The organism is uncultured Xanthomonas sp. (genome assembly GCF_964278005.1).
Classification (GTDB): Bacteria; Pseudomonadota; Gammaproteobacteria; order Xanthomonadales; family Xanthomonadaceae; genus Xanthomonas_A; species Xanthomonas_A sontii.
The window spans coordinates 254,922-271,210 of sequence record NZ_CAXYKF010000001.1 but is presented as its reverse complement, the minus strand read 5'-3'; the positions used below and the strand labels follow the sequence as shown (position 1 = coordinate 271,210).

Below are 16,289 nucleotides of genomic sequence, written 5' to 3'. Positions count from 1 at the left end.
CGTGCCGGCCCGCTGGGCTTGACAGTCCGGGCTCGGCCGGGCTTGACCCTGCCGCGCGCGGCGGCTTACAATCCCGCTCCTGTCTGCCCGAAACGGCACGACGGGAACGACCACAATAACTACAGAGGAAGTCTGGTCATGTACGCAGTACTGGTCACCGGCGGTAAGCAATACCGCGTCGCGCAGGGCGAAACGCTCCGCGTGGAAAAGCTCGAAGTCGAAGCCGGCAACGAGATCACGTTCGACAACATCCTGATGCTGGGCGACAGCGACGGCATCAAGATCGGCGACGCGCTGAAGGGCGCCGCCGTCACCGCCAAGGTCGTGGCCCACGGCCGCGCCGACAAGGTGCGCATCATCAAGTTCCGCCGCCGCAAGCACCACATGAAGCGTCAGGGTCATCGGCAGCACTACACCGAAATCGAGATCACCGGCATCGCCGGTGGCGACAAGAAGTAAGGAGCAGCAGTCATGGCACACAAAAAAGGCGTAGGTTCCTCGCGCAACGGCCGCGACTCCAACCCGAAGTACCTGGGCGTGAAGATGTTCGGCGGCCAGGCCATCGAAGCCGGCAACATCATCGTGCGTCAGCGCGGCACCCAGTTCCACCCGGGCGCCGGCGTCGGCCTGGGCCGCGACCACACCCTGTTCGCGCTGGTCGACGGCAAGGTCGAGTTCTCGGTGAAGGGCGCCAAGAAGCGCCGCACCGTGAGCGTGGTCACCGAGGCGTAAGTCGCCGGTGTCCAGGGCCTGCGCCATGGCGCAGGCTTGCTTACGAAAGCCCCGCTTCGGCGGGGTTTTTGTTTTGCGGCTGGGAATGGGGAGTGGGGGATCGGGAATGGGCAAAGGCGCCTCCCGTGAACTCGCCCTGTCCTGGTTGCGTCAGGCAATGCAGTGATGGATTTTGCCGATCTGTGGCTGCGACATAGAATCGTCGCCGCGGCGATGGCTCGCTTTTCCCATTCCCGATTCACCATTCCCCATTCCCCATTCTCGGTTGTTATCCATGAAACTCGTAGACGAAGCGGAAATCCAGGTCACGGCCGGCAATGGCGGCAATGGCTGCATCGGCTTTCGCCGCGAGAAGTTCATCCCGCTGGGTGGGCCTGACGGTGGCGATGGCGGCAACGGCGGCAGCGTGTGGCTGGTCGCCGACGAGAACCTCAATACCCTGGTCGACTTCCGCCACCAGCGCGCGTTCCGTGCGCAGCGCGGCGAGAACGGCATGGGCCGGCAGATGTACGGCAAGGCCGGCGAGGATCTGACCATCACCGTGCCGGTCGGCACCGTGGTGGTCAATGTCGAGACCGACGAGGTCATCGGCGACCTGGTCGCGCACGGCGACCGCCTGCTGGTCGCGCAGGGCGGCAAGGGCGGCCTGGGCAACATGCACTTCAAGAGCTCGGTGACCCGCGCCCCGCGCAAGGCCACGCCGGGCGAGGAGGGCGAGGAGCGCACGCTCAAGCTGGAACTGAAGCTGCTGGCCGACGTTGGCCTGCTGGGCTTCCCCAATGCCGGCAAGAGCACCTTCATCCGCGCCGTGTCCGCGGCCACGCCGAAGGTCGCCGACTACCCGTTCACCACGCTGTATCCGAACCTGGGCGTGGTCAGCGTCGAGGCCTACCGCAGCTTCGTGATCGCCGACATTCCCGGGCTGATCGAGGGTGCCGCCGACGGCGCCGGCCTTGGCGCGCAGTTCCTGCGCCACCTGCAGCGCACCCGCCTGCTGCTGCACCTGGTGGATCTGGCGCCGATGGAGGGTGGCGTGGATGGCGTGTCGCCGACCGAGCAGGTGCGGGCGATCGAGCGCGAGCTGCAGAAGCACGACCCGGAGCTGCTGGCCAAGCCGCGCTGGCTGGTGCTGAACAAGGCCGACCTGATGTTCGAGGACGAGGCGCGTGCGCTGGCCGACCAGGTCGTCGCCGAGTTGGGCTGGACCCAGCCCTGGTACCTGGTGTCGGCACTGGGCCGCGAAGGCACCTGGCCGATCATGAAGGACGTGATGGCGTTCTTCGACCGCCAGCGCGAGGAGGCGCTGGAGGCGGCCGCCAATGCCTCCTGAGCGTCGCGCCGTCCCGCGGTGCGCGGGGCAGGGTGACGCGCACACGAAAAACCCGGCCGAGGCCGGGCTTTTTCGTGGTGCTGCCGGAAGCGTGGGCGCTTCCGGCGTCGACGGCAGCCGATCAGGCGGCGGTCTTGATCGCCTTGATGCGGGCGCTCAGGCGGCTCTTGTGACGGGCAGCCTTGTTCTTGTGGATCAGGCCACGCGAGCTGAAACGGTCGAGGATCGGCTGGGCGATGGCGAAAGCGGCTTCGGCGCCGGCTGCGTCGTTGGCGTCCAGGGCCTTGATGACCTTCTTGACGGCGGTGCGCAGCATCGAACGCTGAGCCGTGTTGCGCGCGTTGCGCACGACGGTCTGCTTGGCGCGCTTCTTGGCGGACTTGATATTGGCCACGGTGGTGGTTTCCTGGAAAGCTGTGTGGTGGATAAAAACAAGCGGGAGAGTATGAAGCGTCCGAATATTCGCGTCAAGTCAATTGTCAAGAGGGCTGCCGCATGAGCCAGCCGCGCATGCTCCGCGGGCTGCTCTCCTTCAGCAGCATGACCATGGTCTCGCGCGTGCTGGGACTGGTGCGCGACCAGGCCATCACCATTTCCTTCGGCGCCAACGCCACCACCGACGCGTTCTGGGTGGCGTTCCGCATTCCCAACTTCCTGCGCCGGCTGTTCGCCGAGGGCTCATTCGCCACCGCGTTCGTGCCGGTGTTCACCGAGGTGAAGGAAACCCGCCCGCACGCCGACCTGCGCGCGCTGATGTCGCGGGTGTCCGGCACCCTGGGCGGGGTGCTGCTGCTGGTCACCGCGCTGGGGCTGATCTTCACCCCGCAGGTGGCGATGCTGTTCAATCCTGGCGCTACCGACGACCCGGCCAAGTTCGGGTTGATCGTCGACCTGCTGCGGTTGACCTTCCCGTTCCTGCTGTTCGTGTCGCTGACCGCGCTGGCCGGCGGTGCGCTCAATAGCTTCCACCGCTTCGGCCTGCCGGCGCTGACCCCGGTGATCCTCAACCTGTGCATGATCGCCGGCGCACTGTGGCTGGCGCCGCGGCTGCAGGTGCCGATCCTGGCGATGGGCTGGGCGGTGCTGGTGGCCGGCGTGCTGCAGTTGCTGTTCCAGTTGCCGGCCTTGCGCGGCATCGACCTGCTGACCCTGCCGCGCTGGGGCTGGCGGCATCCGGACGTGCGCCGGGTGCTGACCCTGATGGTGCCGACCCTGTTCGGCTCCTCGATCGCGCAGATCAACCTGCTGCTGGACACGGTGATCGCCTCGTTCCTGTACGCCGGCTCGCAGAGCTGGCTATCGCAGGCCGACCGCTTCCTGGAGCTGCCGCTGGGCGTATTCGGCGTGGCCCTGGGCACGGTGATCCTGCCGGCGCTGTCGCGGCACCACGTCAAGACCGATCGCGGGGGCTTTTCCAGCGCGCTGGACTGGGGGCTGCGCACCACCTTGCTGATCGCGGTGCCGGCGATGCTGGGGTTGATGCTGCTGAGCCAGCCGCTGGTGGCGACCCTGTTCCAGTACGGCAAGTTCACCGCCTTCGACACGCGCATGGCGGCGATGTCGGTGTTCGGGCTGAGCTTCGGCCTGCCGGCGTTCGCCCTGCTGAAGGTGCTGCTGCCGGCGTTCTATTCGCGCCAGGACACGCGCACGCCGGTGCGCGCCGGCGTCGCCGCGCTGGTCGCCAACATGGCGCTGAACCTGTTGTTCCTGGCGATCCTGTACCAGTTGTGGGTGCCGGCGGAGCTGCGTGCGCAGGGCGTGCGCGCGGCGCTGGAGGCGGTGCCGGGGCTGCACCTGGCGCTGGGCCTGGCCAGTGCGGTCGCCAGCTACCTCAACCTGTCGCTGCTGTGGCGCTGGCTGCGCCGCGACCAGGTCTACCAGCCCAAGCCGGGCTGGAGCGGTTACCTGCTGCGGCTGGGCGTGGCCTGTGCGGCGATGGCCGCCGTGCTGGCGCTGGGCCTGCACTGGCTGCCGGCGTTCACCACCATGGACAAGTGGCACCGGATCGGCAGCCTGCTGCTGCTGGTCGGCGGCGGCGGCGCGGTGTATCTGCTCGCCTTGCTGGCGCTGGGGTTCCGGCCGCGGGATCTGCGCGAGCATTGAAGCCGGGGTCCGGGGTCCGGGGTTCGGGGCCCGGGACCCGGGACCCGGGACCCGGGAGTTTCCGCGAGTGCCAAGCGCTTGCGATTGCACTGTGGGAGGGGCTTCAGCCCCGACGGGCGTTCCGGGGAAAGCCCGTCGGGACTGAAGTCCCTCCCACAGAAAGCGATCACTTTGTTTTTGCAGGATCGCCTGGCGGCGGTCTGGCTCCGTACGCCGATGCTGCAGTCCCTGGTCCCTGGTCCCTGGTCCCTGGTCCCTGGTCCCGGGTCCCGAGCCCCGAGCCCCGAGCCCCGAGCCCCGAGCCAAGCCCCCACCCGCTATACTCGACGGTTACGCATCATCGACCGGCGCTTCCTGCGCCGGCGCTTCGGACCGAGGAATGAGCAGGCTGTTTAGAGACGTCGAGGGCGGGACCCTGTTCCCGCAGGGAAGCGTGGTCTGCATCGGCGCCTTCGATGGCCTGCACCTGGGCCACCGCGCGCTGGTGCGGCAGGCGATCGCGCGCGCGCGCGAAGCGGGCGTGCCGGCGGTGGCGCTGAGCTTCGAGCCGCTGCCGCGCGAGTTCTTCGCCCCGGCCGCGCCGCCGCCGCGGCTGACCCTGGCCCGGGCCAAGGTGCAGGGCCTGCTCCAACTCGGCGTTGACAGCGTCGGCCTGCTGCGCTTCGACCGGCGCATGGCCTCGATGAGCGCGGAGGACTTCGTGCAGCGCGTGCTGGTCGAGCGCCTGCGCGCGCGCGAGGTCTGGATCGGCCCGGCGTTCCGCTTCGGCCACAAGCGCGGCGGCGACATCGCGCTGCTGCGTGCGCTGGGCGCCCAGCATGGCTTCGCCGCCGACGAGATCGCGCCGGTGCACCTGCGCGAGGAGCGCATTTCCAGCACCCGCATCCGCGAGCTGCTGGTGGCCGGCGAGTTCGCCCATGCCGCCGAACTGCTCGGTCGCCCGTATGCGATCGGCGGCCGCGTGGTGCGCGGCAAGCAGCTCGGGCGCACGCTCGGCTATCCCACCGCCAACCTGCGGTTCGCCCGCACCCCGGCGCTGTCCGGCATCTACGCCACCTGGGTGCACGGGGTGGCGGCGCAGCCGTGGCCGTCGGTGTCCAGTTTCGGCACCCGCCCGACCGTGCAGGGCGTGGAGCCGCTGCTGGAAGCGCACCTGTTCGATTTCCAGGGCGACCTGTACGGTCGCCACATCGAGGTGGAGTTCGTCGCCAAGCTGCGCGACGAGGAAACCTTCGCCGATCTGCCGGCGCTGACCGCGCAGATGCACCGCGACGCCGCGCTGGCGCGGCAACTGCTCGCTGCGCCTGCCGGCGCGGGCCTGCCGCCCGTGTCCGCCGCCCCGCGCGCGGACCTCCCCCTGAAGACCACCGACCGGTAACTGCCCGTGACCCAGGACTACAAAGCCACCCTCCATCTGCCGGCGACCGAGTTCCCGATGCGCGGCGACCTGCCCAAGCGCGAGCCGGACATCCTGGCGCGCTGGGAGAGCGAGGGCCTGTACACGCGGCTGCGCGACAACGCCCAGGGCCGGCCGCTGTTCGTGCTGCACGACGGCCCGCCCTACGCCAATGGCGCGATCCACCTCGGGCATGCGGTCAACAAGATCCTCAAGGACATCATCGTCAAGTCCAAGTACCTGTCCGGCTACGACGCGCCGTACATCCCGGGCTGGGACTGCCATGGCCTGCCGATCGAGATCGCGATCGAGAAGAAGTTCGGCAAGGTCGGGGTCAAGCTGGATGCGGTGGAGTTCCGGCAGAAGTGCCGCGAATACGCCAACGCGCAGATCGACATCCAGCGCCGCGACTTCAAGCGCCTGGGCGTGATCGGCGACTGGGACAACCCGTACCGTACGCTGGACTTCCATTTCGAGGCCAACGAGATCCGCGCGCTGGCGCGGATCGTCGAGAACGGCCACCTGACCCGCGGCGTGAAGCCGGTGCACTGGTGCTTCGACTGCGGCTCGGCGCTGGCCGAGGCGGAGATCGAGTACGCCGACAAGCAGTCGCCGACGGTGGACGTGGCCTACACGGCCCGCGACGGCGCGGCGCTGGCCGCCGCGTTCGGCGCGACCCTGCCGGACGGTGCGGAAGTGGCGGTGCCGATCTGGACCACCACGCCGTGGACGCTGCCGGCCTCGCTGGCGGTGTCGCTGGGGCCGGAACTGGTCTATGCGCTGGTCGAAGGCCCGGCCCGCGACGGCCGCCGCCGCTGGCTGGTGCTGGCCGACGCGCTGGCCGAGCGCGCGCTGCAGCGCTACGGGGTGGATGAGGTGGTGGTGCACGGCCGCGTCGCCGGCGCGGCGCTGGAACACCAGGTGCTGGCGCACCCCTTCTACGACGAGCGCGACGTGCCGGTGATCCTCGGCACCCACGTGTCCGACACCGACGGTACCGGCGCGGTGCACACCGCCCCCGGCCACGGCCAGGAGGACTACGTGGCGGTCAAGCCGTACGGGCTGCTGGAGCGCTACGGCGCGGCGCAGATCAACCCGGTCGATGCGCGCGGCGTATACCTGCCGTCGACCCCGGCGGTCGATGGCACGGAACTGGCCGGGCTGCACATCTGGAAGGCCAACGACGTCATCGCCGACCTGCTGGCCGCGCGCGGGCTGCTGCTGGCGCGTGCCAGCATGGTCCACAGCTATCCGCATTGCTGGCGCCACAAGACCCCGATCGCGTTCCGCGCCACGCCGCAGTGGTTCATCTCGATGGAGCAGGCCGACCTGCGCGCCGAGGCGCTGCAGGCCATCGAAGGCGTGCACTGGTACCCGGCCTGGGGCCAGGCGCGCATCGCCGGCATGGTCGCCGGGCGCCCGGACTGGACGATCTCGCGCCAGCGCACCTGGGGAGTGCCGATCGCGCTGTTCGTGCACCGCGAGACCGGCGAGCCGCATCCGCGCAGCACCGAGCTGATGCGCCAGGTCGCCGACCGCGTCGAGCAGGGCGGGGTGGACGTGTGGTACGCGCTGGACGCCGCCGAACTGCTCGGCGACGAGGCGGGCGACTACGAGAAGATCACCGACATCCTCGACGTCTGGTTCGATTCCGGCGTCACCCACGAGGCGGTGCTGACCGAACGCGGCCTGCCCAAGCCGGCCGACCTGTACCTCGAAGGTTCCGACCAGCACCGCGGCTGGTTCCAGTCCTCGCTGCTGACCGGCGTGGCGCTGGACCACGCCGCGCCGTACCGGCAGTGCCTGACCCACGGCTTCACCGTGGACGAGCACGGCCGCAAGATGTCCAAGTCGCTGGGCAACGGCATCGAGCCGCAGGACATCATGAAGACCCTGGGCGCGGACATCCTGCGCCTGTGGATCGCCTCGGCCGACTACAGCAACGAGATGTCGCTGTCGCAGGAGATCCTCAAGCGCAACGCCGACGCCTACCGGCGCCTGCGCAACACCGCGCGCTTCCTGCTCGGCAACCTGCACGGCTTCAACCCGGCGGTGCACCTGCGGCCGCTGCCGGAACTGGTGGCGCTGGACCGCTGGATCGTGCACCGCGCCTACGAGGTGCAGGAGCAGATCAAGGCCGCCTACGCGCGCTACGACTTCGCCGCCATCGTGCAGGCGCTGCTGAACTTCTGCAGTGTGGACCTGGGGTCGCTGTACCTGGACGTGACCAAGGACCGGCTGTACACGATGGCCGAGGATTCGCTTGGCCGGCGCTCGGCGCAGACCGCGATGTTCCATGTGGCCGAGGCCTTCGTGCGCTGGATCGCGCCGATCCTGAGCTTCACCGCCGACGAACTGTGGGGCTACCTGCCGGGCGCGCACCTGGGCAACGTGCTGTTCGCGACCTGGTACGAAGGCCTGGCGCCGTTGCCGGAGGACGCGGCGCTGAGCGCGGCCGACTTCGAGCAGTTGCTGGCGCTGCGCGAGCAGGTGGCCAAGGTGCTGGAGCCGATGCGCGGCAACGGCGTGATCGGCGCGGCGCTGGAGGCGGAGATCACCGTCGCCGCCGACGCCGCCACCGCAGCGAAGTTGCAGCCGCTGCAGGAAGAGCTGCGCTTCCTGTTCATCAGCGGCGACGTGGTGGTGCGCGAGGCCAGCACCGACGAGATCTTCGTCAGCGCCCAGGCCACCGAGAAGCCCAAGTGCGTGCGCTGCTGGCACTACCGCGCCGACGTCGGCGCCGATCCGGCGCACCCGGAACTGTGCGGCCGCTGCGTCAGCAACATCGAAGGACCGGGCGAGGAGCGCCGCTGGTTCTGAGTGCCGTCCCCGGCCACGCGGCTTGCGCGTCGCCGGGGCCGGCGGCGGCGCCGTGGCTGCGGCGCCGGCCATCCTTCCTTTCCTTCTTCGCCCAAGGCGGACTTCCCGCATGACCGCACGACCCACCCCCTCCGCCCTGATCTGGCTGCTGCTGTCGGCCGCGGTGATCGGCCTGGACCAGTGGAGCAAGGCCTGGGTGCTGTCCAGCCTGCCCGAGTTCACCGCGGTGCCGGTGATCCCCGGCTTCTGGAACTGGTACCGGACCTACAACACCGGCGCGGCATTCAGTTTCCTGAGCCAGGCCGGCGGCTGGCAGCTCTGGTTCTTCACCGCGCTGGCGGTGGGCATCAGCGCCCTGCTGGCCTGGTGGCTGGCGCGCACCCCGCGCGGCGAGTGGCGCAGCGCGCTGCCGTACGCGCTGGTGATCGGCGGGGCGATCGGCAACGTGATCGACCGGCTGATGCACGGCCACGTGGTCGATTTCATCCAATGGTACGTGGGCGAGCACTACTGGCCCTCGTTCAACATCGCCGACTCGGCGATCGTCGCCGGCGCCATCGGCATCGCCCTGTTCGGCGTGTTCGACGGCAAGGCGAAGCGAAAAGCGGGATAATCGGTGCCACTCTCCCTGTCGAAGCGCCTGGCCCCCTGCGGCCGGCGGATCTAGCTAATGGATGTCCTGCTCGCCAACCCCCGCGGCTTCTGCGCCGGCGTCGATCGCGCGATCGAGATCGTCAAGCGCGCCATCGAAACCCTGGGCGCGCCGATCTACGTGCGCCACGAGGTGGTGCACAACCGCTTCGTGGTCGACGACCTCAAGCAGCGCGGCGCGATCTTCGTCGAGGAACTGGACGAGGTGCCCGACGGCAACACGGTGATCTTCAGCGCCCACGGCGTGGCCCAGGCGGTGCGCCAGGAGGCCGAGCGGCGCGGGCTGAAGGTGTTCGACGCGACCTGCCCGCTGGTCACCAAGGTGCATTTCGAGGTGGCCCGGCACTGCCGCGCCGGCCGCGACGTGGTGCTGATCGGCCACGCCGGCCATCCGGAGGTGGAAGGCACGATGGGGCAGTGGGACCGCGAATGCGGCACCGGCCGCATCTACCTGGTCGAGGACATCGAGCAGGTCGCCACGCTGGACGTGCAGCAGCCGGAGAACCTGGCCTACACCACCCAGACCACGCTGTCGGTGGACGACACCCGCGGCATCATCGAGGCGCTGCGCGCGCGCTACCCGGCGATGCAGGGGCCGAAGAACGACGATATCTGCTACGCCACCCAGAACCGCCAGGACGCGGTGCGCGACCTGGCCAAGGAGTGCGACCTGGTGCTGGTGGTCGGCTCGCCGAACAGCTCCAATTCCAACCGGCTCAGCGAGCTGGCGCGGCGCGACGGGGTGGAGTCCTACCTGATCGACGGCGCCGACGAGATCGACCCGGCCTGGGTCGCTGGCAAGCGCCGCGTCGGTCTCACCGCCGGCGCCTCGGCGCCGCAGGTGCTGGTGGACGGCGTGATCGCGCGGCTGCGCGAACTCGGTGCCGACGGCGTGTCGGAGCTGGCGGGCGAGCCGGAGTCGATGGTGTTCGCGCTGCCGAAGGAATTGCGGCTGCGTCTGGTCGACTGACGGTCGCGTTCGGTCGCGTGTTCGTACGCTGGATGGGCGTATCTGTCGTGGCGCGCGTAGGAGCGGCTTTCAGCCGCGACGGGCGATCCCGGTAAAGCCTGTCGCGGCTGATCCCCGAAAAGGGGACAAGAGCCGCTCCTGCGAGATGACGTGATGGGGTGCTGTCGCGTGGCAAGCGCCACGGCTTACTGGCGCTGCATGCCGCGCGGCCGTCCCTGTGCATCGAACTCGATGCCCACGCTGACGCGATCGCCTTCCACGCCATCGGGCATCCAGCGCAGGCGGCCGCGCCGGCCCACCAGCACGTACACGTGATCCACCTTCTTCGGCTCGGCCTGTAGCGCCTCGCCCTGTTCCTGCAAGGCCGTGGCCACCCGGTAGGCGCCCTCGAAATCGATGTCCTGTAGCGCGGCGGTGTCGGTGGCTGGCTTGAGGAACGGCCCGAACATGCGCGGATTCACCGGCGCCTCCTTGTGCCAGGCCTCGTCGTGGAAGCTGTATTCGTCCACGTGGTCTGGCTGTGCGGGGTCCAGCAGTTCGAGTCCGATCCGGTCATCGTAGAAATGCACGGCATGGAACACGCGCAGGTCGTGGCCCTGCAGGGCGGGCAGGTCCGCCAGCGCCTGCCGCGCCGCGCGCAGCCGCTGCGGGTCGAACAGCAGGTTGCCGCGTGGTGCCGGCGTCGGCGCCGGCGCGGTGTCGGCAGCACGGGCAGTCGGGGTCGGCACCGCCAGCGATTGCGGCTTTGAGGGGGACTGCAGGGCAGCCCCTGGGCCGGCCGTCTGCAGGGTGGCGCGGACGGTGTCCCAGGCGCCGCCGGCGAAGGCGAGGCCGCCGAGCAGCAGCACCACGCCGGCGAAGACCAGTGGGGTGGGCGGCGTCTTCATGGCAGCTCCAGGTCGGCGCGGGTGGGGTGTTGCGGGTCGTACAGCACCGACACCGTGTCGCGCGGCAGTTGTCCGACGTCGAGCAGCGACACGAACCGCCGCATCGTCGCCTCGTGCGGGTTGCCTGACGCGTCTTCGAACACCACGCGGAACTCCACCTGCGGCTGCTCGTTGAGGGTGGTGCCGGTCTGGCGCACGTCCAGCACCCGCGCACGCGCGCGCAGGCCGCGGTACTTCAGGGTCTCGTCGGTGGCGTTGCTGCGGATCACGCGCAGGATCACGCGCAGCGCCAGCACATAGCCGTTGAGCACCAGCGCACTCATCAGCAGCGGGTGGTTGAAGGACAGGAAGGTCCAGCCCATGCCGCGGTTCTGCAGGCGCCAGGCCACCACGTAGGCCGCGCCGACCAGGACCACCAGCAGCACGGCGCCGGCCGCACGTCGCCACAGGCTGGCGCGGTCCAGCGCCGGCTCGGCGTCCTCCAGCACCAGGTTCGGGGTGGCGCCCGGCGTGGTGCTCAGCCGCAGCGGCACGGTGCGTCCGCTCTCGAAGCGGCGTTGCGCCGGCTTGCGGTCCACGATCAACACGGTGTCGCGGATGGGCGTGCCGGACAGGTTGTCGAAGGCCAGGGTCAGCGACAGCTGCGGCCATCCCTTGACCTCGACCCCGGTCGGGGCGGCGCGTTCGATCAACGCCTCGCGGCGCACGCCGTGAGCGAGCAGGTGGCGCACACGGTGCAGGGCGCGCCCGGGCATCAGCAGCAGCGTGTCCAGGTAGGCGTAGAGCAGGTGCAGCCACAGGCCCAGCGACAGTGCCAGCAGGGTCAGCGCCCATGCGGGCGTGCTGGGCTGGGCCAGCACGCGTGGCCAGTCGCTGGCGAAGTAGAGGATGCAGGGGAAGGGGATGGCGAAAAACAGCAGGAACGCGAGCCAGAACCAGGCGAACAACTTCACGATGAGCACGGGGATGGGGACGACGGGGGGCGGGAGGGTAACCCATCGATTGCGGCGCTTGCGCGAAGGCCCGGGCAGCGATTGACCCCGGCCCGGGCCGACGCCTAGAATTGCCAGTTCCGCCGGAATAGCTCAGTCGGTAGAGCGGCGCATTCGTAATGCGTAGGTCGCAGGTTCGACTCCTGTTTCCGGCACCAGTCGTACCCAGAAGGCAGCCGCGAGGCTGCCTTCCTGGTGTCTGCGCTCCCGTTTTTCTGCGACGCAGGTCCGTGCGCGCAGCGGCCTGCGACGCCGTGTCGCAGGCGGGTGCGGCAATGTGTCGCACATAAAAACGCGGCCTGGCGCCCGCCCGGGCTTGTCAATGACTTCCGGAGTTGCCGCACGGCAGCATAAAATGCGTCGTTGATCGCGCATGCCGGCCCGGATGCCGCGGCGGACGCGGGACAGCCCTTGTGCGGCGCCTCGCCTCCCGCTCCCGCGCGGTTCGCATCCCCTACGCAATTGGATCGTTCGATGATTCCGTTGAAACAACTCCGGCGCTCGCTGCGCTCCGGTCTGTTGCTGCTGGCCGCGCTGCTGCTGGCCGGCTGCAACTCGGCCATCCTCAACCCCAAGGGTCAGATCGGCCACGACGAGAAGACGCTGCTGATCACCTCGGTGGTGCTGATGCTGCTGGTGGTGATCCCGGTCATCGTGATGACCCTGGCCTTCGCCTGGCGCTACCGCGCGTCCAACACCAAGGCCCGCTACGAGCCGAACTGGTCGCACTCCACCGCGATCGAGGTGGTGGTGTGGTCGATCCCGTGCATGATCATCCTGGTCCTGGCGGTGCTGACCTGGCGCTCCTCGCATGCGCTGGATCCGTACAAGCCGCTGGATTCCAAGGTCAAGCCGATCACCATCGAGGCGGTGGCGCTGGACTGGAAGTGGATGTTCATCTACCCGGAGCAGGGCATCGCCACGGTCAACGAGATCGCGTTCCCGGTCGACACGCCGCTGAACTTCAAGATCACCTCCGACACGGTGATGAACTCGTTCTTCATCCCGCACCTGGGCACGCAGATCTACGCGATGGCCGGCATGGAGACCAAGCTGCACCTGATCGCCAACGAGCCGGGCGAGATGTTCGGCCTGTCGGCCAACTACAGCGGCCACGGCTTCTCGAAGATGGGCTTCGCCGCGCATGCCACCGACCGCGCCGGTTTCGACGCGTGGGTGGCCAAGGTCAAGGCCTCGCAGAAGACCCTGAACCAGGCCGAGTTCCAGGTGCTGGCGGCCAACCGCAACGACAAGGCCGCCTACCCGGTGACGTACTACGCCTCGGTGCAGGACGGCCTGTTCAAGTCGTTGATCGACAAATACATGATGGGCAAGGGCCACAAGATGGAAGGCCACGACGCTCATCCGGCATCGGCTGCTGAGCCGGTCGCCATGTGCACTTCTGGAGACAAGTGATGCTAGGCAAACTCACGCTCGAGGCGGTTCCGTACCACGAGCCGATCATCATGGCGGCCCTCGGTGGCGCCGGCCTGCTCGGCCTGCTGGTGGTGGCCGCGGTCACCAAGTACAAGCTGTGGGGCTACCTCTGGAAGGAGTGGTTCACCTCGGTCGACCACAAGCGCATCGGCGTCATGTACATCGTGGTGGCGCTGATCATGCTGCTGCGCGGCTTCGCCGACGCGGCGATGATGCGCACCCAGCAGGCGATCGCGCACGGCGGCAACGAAGGCATCTTCCCGCCGCATCACTACGATCAGATCTTCACCGCGCACGGCGTGATCATGATCTTCTTCATGGCCATGCCGTTCATGACCGGCCTGTTGAACCTGATCGTGCCGCTGCAGATCGGCGCGCGCGACGTGGCGTTCCCGTTCCTGAACTCGCTGAGCTTCTGGCTGTTCGTGGCCGGCGCGGCGCTGGTCAACATCTCCCTGGGCGTGGGCGAGTTCGCGCAGACCGGCTGGCTGGCCTACCCGCCGCTGTCCGGGCTGGAATACAGTCCAGGCGTCGGTGTCGACTACTACATCTGGGCGTTGCAGATCTCGGGCCTGGGCACATTGCTCACCGGCATCAACTTCTTCGTGACGATCATGCGCATGCGCGCGCCGGGCATGACCCTGATGCGCATGCCGATCTTCACCTGGACCGCGCTGATCACCAACATCCTGATCATCGCCGCGTTCCCGATCCTGACCGTGGCGCTGGCGCTGCTGGGTGCGGACCGCTACCTGGGCACGCACTTCTTCACCAACGACGGTGGCGGCAACGCCATGATGTACGTCAACCTGATCTGGATCTGGGGCCACCCGGAGGTCTACATCCTGATCCTGCCGGCGTTCGGCATCTTCTCCGAGCTGATCGCCACCTTCAGCCGCAAGCGCCTGTTCGGCTACACCTCGATGGTGTATGCGACCTCATGCATCGGCGTGCTGTCGTTCATCGTGTGGCTGCACCACTTCTTCACCATGGGCTCGGGCGCCAACGTCAATGCCTTCTTCGGCATCACGACGATGATCATCTCGATCCCGACCGGCGTGAAGATCTTCAACTGGCTGTTCACCATGTTCCGCGGCCGCGTGCACATGACCGCACCGGTGCTGTGGACCATCGGCTTCATCATCACCTTCGTCATCGGCGGCATGACCGGCGTGATGCTGGCGATCCCGGCGGTGGACTTCGTGCTGCACAACAGCCTGTTCCTGATCGCGCACTTCCATAACGTGATCATCGGCGGCGTGGTGTTCGGCTACCTGGCCGGCCTGACCTACTGGTTCCCGAAGGCGTTCGGCTTCAAGCTCAACGAGAAGCTGGGCAAGGCCTCGTTCTGGTGCTGGATCATCGGCTTCTTCATCGCCTTCATGCCGCTGTACGTGCTCGGCTTCATGGGCATGACCCGGCGCATGAACAGCTACAACCACCCGGAGTGGGCGCCGTGGCTGATGGTGGCCGCGGTGGGTGCGGCGATCATCGGTACCGGCATCTTCCTGAACCTGGTGCAGATCGGCTACAGCATCTGGAAGCGCAAGGAGAACATGGACCTGACCGGCGACCCGTGGGATGGCCGCACCCTGGAGTGGGCGACCTCCTCGCCGCCGCCGTTCTACAACTTCGCCGTGCTGCCGCACATCGACGATCGCGACCAGTTCTGGGAAGACAAGCTCAAGGGCAAGGGCTGGCCGCGTCCGGCCAAGTACGAACCGATCCACATGCCGCGCAACACGGCGGCGGGCTTCTGGATCGGCGCCTTCAGCATCGTCCTGGGCTTCGGTCTGACCTGGCACATCTGGTGGATGGCGGTGATCGGCCTGGTCGGCATGATCGGCAGCTTCATCGCGCGCACCTTCGATGACGACATCGATTACTGGGTCCCGGCGGAGGAAGTGGAGCGCATCGAGAACGCGCGCTTCGCCCTGCTGGAACAGCAACACGCGGCCAACGCCGCAAAGGCGGTCTGAACCATGGCTTCCACGACGCTCGATTCCCACGCCGCCCACGCGGGCGGCCACGACCACGACCACGAACACCACGACGCGGGCGGCAACACCGTCTTCGGGTTCTGGGTCTACCTGATGAGCGACTGCCTCATCTTCGCCGGCCTGTTCGCCACCTATGCGGTGCTGGCCGGCGCGACGGTGGACGGCCCGACCGCCAAGGAACTGTTCGACCTGAAGTTCGTGCTGGTGGAAACCTTCCTGCTGCTGTTCAGCAGCCTGGGCTTCGGCCTGGCGATGATCTCGGCGAACAAGCGCAGCATGGGCGGCCTGTACGGCTGGCTGGCGGTCACCGCGGCGCTGGGCCTGGGCTTCCTGGGCATGGAGCTCTACGAGTTCCACCACCTGATCGAAGAGGGCGCCGGCCCCGGCCGCAGTGCGTTCCTGTCGGCCTTCTTCACCCTGGTCGGCACCCATGGTCTGCACGTGGCCTCGGGCCTGCTGTGGATGACCGTGCTGGTGATCCAGATCGCGAAGAACGGCCTGACCCCGCGCAACATGACCCGCCTGGCGTGCCTGAGCCTGTTCTGGCACTTCCTGGACGTGATCTGGATCGGCGTGTTCACCATCGTCTACCTGCTGGGAGCGCTGTAATGGCCAACCATCATTCCTCCGACACGCACGCCGAGCACGGCCATGGCGGCGGCCTGAAGTCCTACCTGGTCGGCTTCGTGCTGGCGGTGATCCTGACCGTGATCCCGTTCGGCATGGTGATGAGCGGGGCGTTCCCGCGCGGCGTCACCGTCATCGTCATCGCGGTGCTGGCCGCGGTGCAGATGCTGGTGCACCTGATCTACTTCCTGCACATGGACCGGTCGGCCGAACAGCGCTCCAACGTGCACGTGGGCCTGTTCTCGCTGCTGATCATCGGCATCGTGGTGGTCGGCTCGCTGTGGGTGATGCACAACCTCAACGTCAACATGATGCACTGAGCGGGCACTCCTGCCGCGCAACGC

At 68.2% G+C, this 16,289-nt stretch carries 15 protein-coding genes and 1 tRNA gene; 13 read left to right on the top strand and 3 right to left on the bottom strand.

What is annotated here, in order from left to right; genetic code table 11:
• The first annotated feature begins 138 nt into the window (after nt 1–138).
• The 3 genes from rplU to cgtA all read left to right on the top strand — a co-directional run bounded on the left by rplU (nt 139) and on the right by cgtA (nt 2,062).
• On the top strand, nt 139–459 hold the full coding sequence (gene rplU / locus ACHWVH_RS01105) for a 50S ribosomal protein L21 (RefSeq protein WP_010341170.1): 321 nt from the start codon (nt 139–141) through the stop codon (nt 457–459).
• 12 nt (nt 460–471) lie between these two features.
• Entirely contained in the window at nt 472–732 is a 261-nt protein-coding gene (rpmA, locus tag ACHWVH_RS01100) for a 50S ribosomal protein L27 (RefSeq protein ID WP_010341169.1), read from the top strand.
• A gap of 274 nt (nt 733–1,006) precedes the next feature.
• Nucleotides 1,007–2,062: an Obg family GTPase CgtA gene (cgtA, locus tag ACHWVH_RS01095; protein ID WP_295927117.1), complete on the top strand. Its 1,056-nt coding sequence runs from the start codon at nt 1,007–1,009 to the stop codon at nt 2,060–2,062.
• Between the two features lie 121 nt (nt 2,063–2,183).
• Here cgtA and rpsT read toward each other — a convergent pair whose 3' ends face one another.
• Nucleotides 2,184–2,456 (bottom strand): 30S ribosomal protein S20, encoded by a 273-nt coding sequence (rpsT, locus tag ACHWVH_RS01090; RefSeq protein WP_010341167.1) that lies wholly within the window; start codon nt 2,454–2,456, stop codon nt 2,184–2,186.
• Nucleotides 2,457–2,572: 116 nt separating this feature from the next.
• On the opposite strand from rpsT, the gene murJ reads away from it, so the two are divergent.
• The 5 genes from murJ (at nt 2,573) to ispH (ending at nt 10,002) form a co-directional block, all read left to right on the top strand.
• Nucleotides 2,573–4,165 carry a murein biosynthesis integral membrane protein MurJ gene (gene murJ, locus ACHWVH_RS01085; protein WP_394686529.1) on the top strand — a complete coding sequence of 531 codons (1,593 nt, stop codon included), beginning with the start codon at nt 2,573–2,575 and terminating at the stop codon, nt 4,163–4,165.
• Between the two features lie 379 nt (nt 4,166–4,544).
• Nucleotides 4,545–5,543: a bifunctional riboflavin kinase/FAD synthetase gene (locus ACHWVH_RS01080; RefSeq protein WP_267096960.1), complete on the top strand. Its 999-nt coding sequence runs from the start codon at nt 4,545–4,547 to the stop codon at nt 5,541–5,543.
• A gap of 6 nt (nt 5,544–5,549) precedes the next feature.
• On the top strand, nt 5,550–8,381 hold the full coding sequence (ileS, locus tag ACHWVH_RS01075; protein ID WP_394686489.1) for an isoleucine--tRNA ligase: 2,832 nt from the start codon (nt 5,550–5,552) through the stop codon (nt 8,379–8,381).
• Nucleotides 8,382–8,490: 109 nt separating this feature from the next.
• On the top strand, nt 8,491–8,994 hold the full coding sequence (lspA, locus tag ACHWVH_RS01070) for a signal peptidase II (RefSeq protein WP_394686488.1): 504 nt from the start codon (nt 8,491–8,493) through the stop codon (nt 8,992–8,994).
• A gap of 57 nt (nt 8,995–9,051) precedes the next feature.
• Complete coding sequence (gene ispH / locus ACHWVH_RS01065; RefSeq protein WP_394686487.1) at nt 9,052–10,002, top strand: 4-hydroxy-3-methylbut-2-enyl diphosphate reductase; 951 nt, start codon at nt 9,052–9,054, stop codon at nt 10,000–10,002.
• A gap of 185 nt (nt 10,003–10,187) precedes the next feature.
• On the opposite strand, the gene ACHWVH_RS01060 is transcribed toward ispH, so the two are convergent.
• Nucleotides 10,188–10,889 (bottom strand): hypothetical protein, encoded by a 702-nt coding sequence (locus tag ACHWVH_RS01060; protein ID WP_394686486.1) that lies wholly within the window; start codon nt 10,887–10,889, stop codon nt 10,188–10,190.
• On the bottom strand, nt 10,886–11,842 hold the full coding sequence (locus tag ACHWVH_RS01055; RefSeq protein ID WP_394686528.1) for a hypothetical protein: 957 nt from the start codon (nt 11,840–11,842) through the stop codon (nt 10,886–10,888). The genes ACHWVH_RS01060 and ACHWVH_RS01055 overlap by 4 nt, the downstream gene beginning before the upstream one ends.
• A gap of 121 nt (nt 11,843–11,963) precedes the next feature.
• Between ACHWVH_RS01055 and ACHWVH_RS01050 the strand changes: the two genes are divergently transcribed.
• From ACHWVH_RS01050 to cyoD, 5 genes are all read left to right on the top strand, one after another.
• Nucleotides 11,964–12,039, top strand: a tRNA-Thr gene (locus ACHWVH_RS01050).
• 316 nt (nt 12,040–12,355) lie between these two features.
• Entirely contained in the window at nt 12,356–13,297 is a 942-nt protein-coding gene (gene cyoA, locus ACHWVH_RS01045; RefSeq protein WP_267084582.1) for a ubiquinol oxidase subunit II, read from the top strand.
• Entirely contained in the window at nt 13,297–15,297 is a 2,001-nt protein-coding gene (gene cyoB / locus ACHWVH_RS01040) for a cytochrome o ubiquinol oxidase subunit I (protein WP_017907390.1), read from the top strand. The genes cyoA and cyoB overlap by 1 nt, the downstream gene beginning before the upstream one ends.
• Nucleotides 15,298–15,300: 3 nt before the next feature.
• Nucleotides 15,301–15,927 carry a cytochrome o ubiquinol oxidase subunit III gene (cyoC, locus tag ACHWVH_RS01035; protein WP_017907389.1) on the top strand — a complete coding sequence of 209 codons (627 nt, stop codon included), beginning with the start codon at nt 15,301–15,303 and terminating at the stop codon, nt 15,925–15,927.
• A complete protein-coding gene (gene cyoD, locus ACHWVH_RS01030) occupies nt 15,927–16,265 on the top strand; it encodes a cytochrome o ubiquinol oxidase subunit IV (protein WP_010341155.1) in 339 nt (112 codons plus the stop codon). Before cyoC ends, cyoD begins: the two co-directional genes overlap by 1 nt.
• Nucleotides 16,266–16,289: the final 24 nt, after the last annotated feature.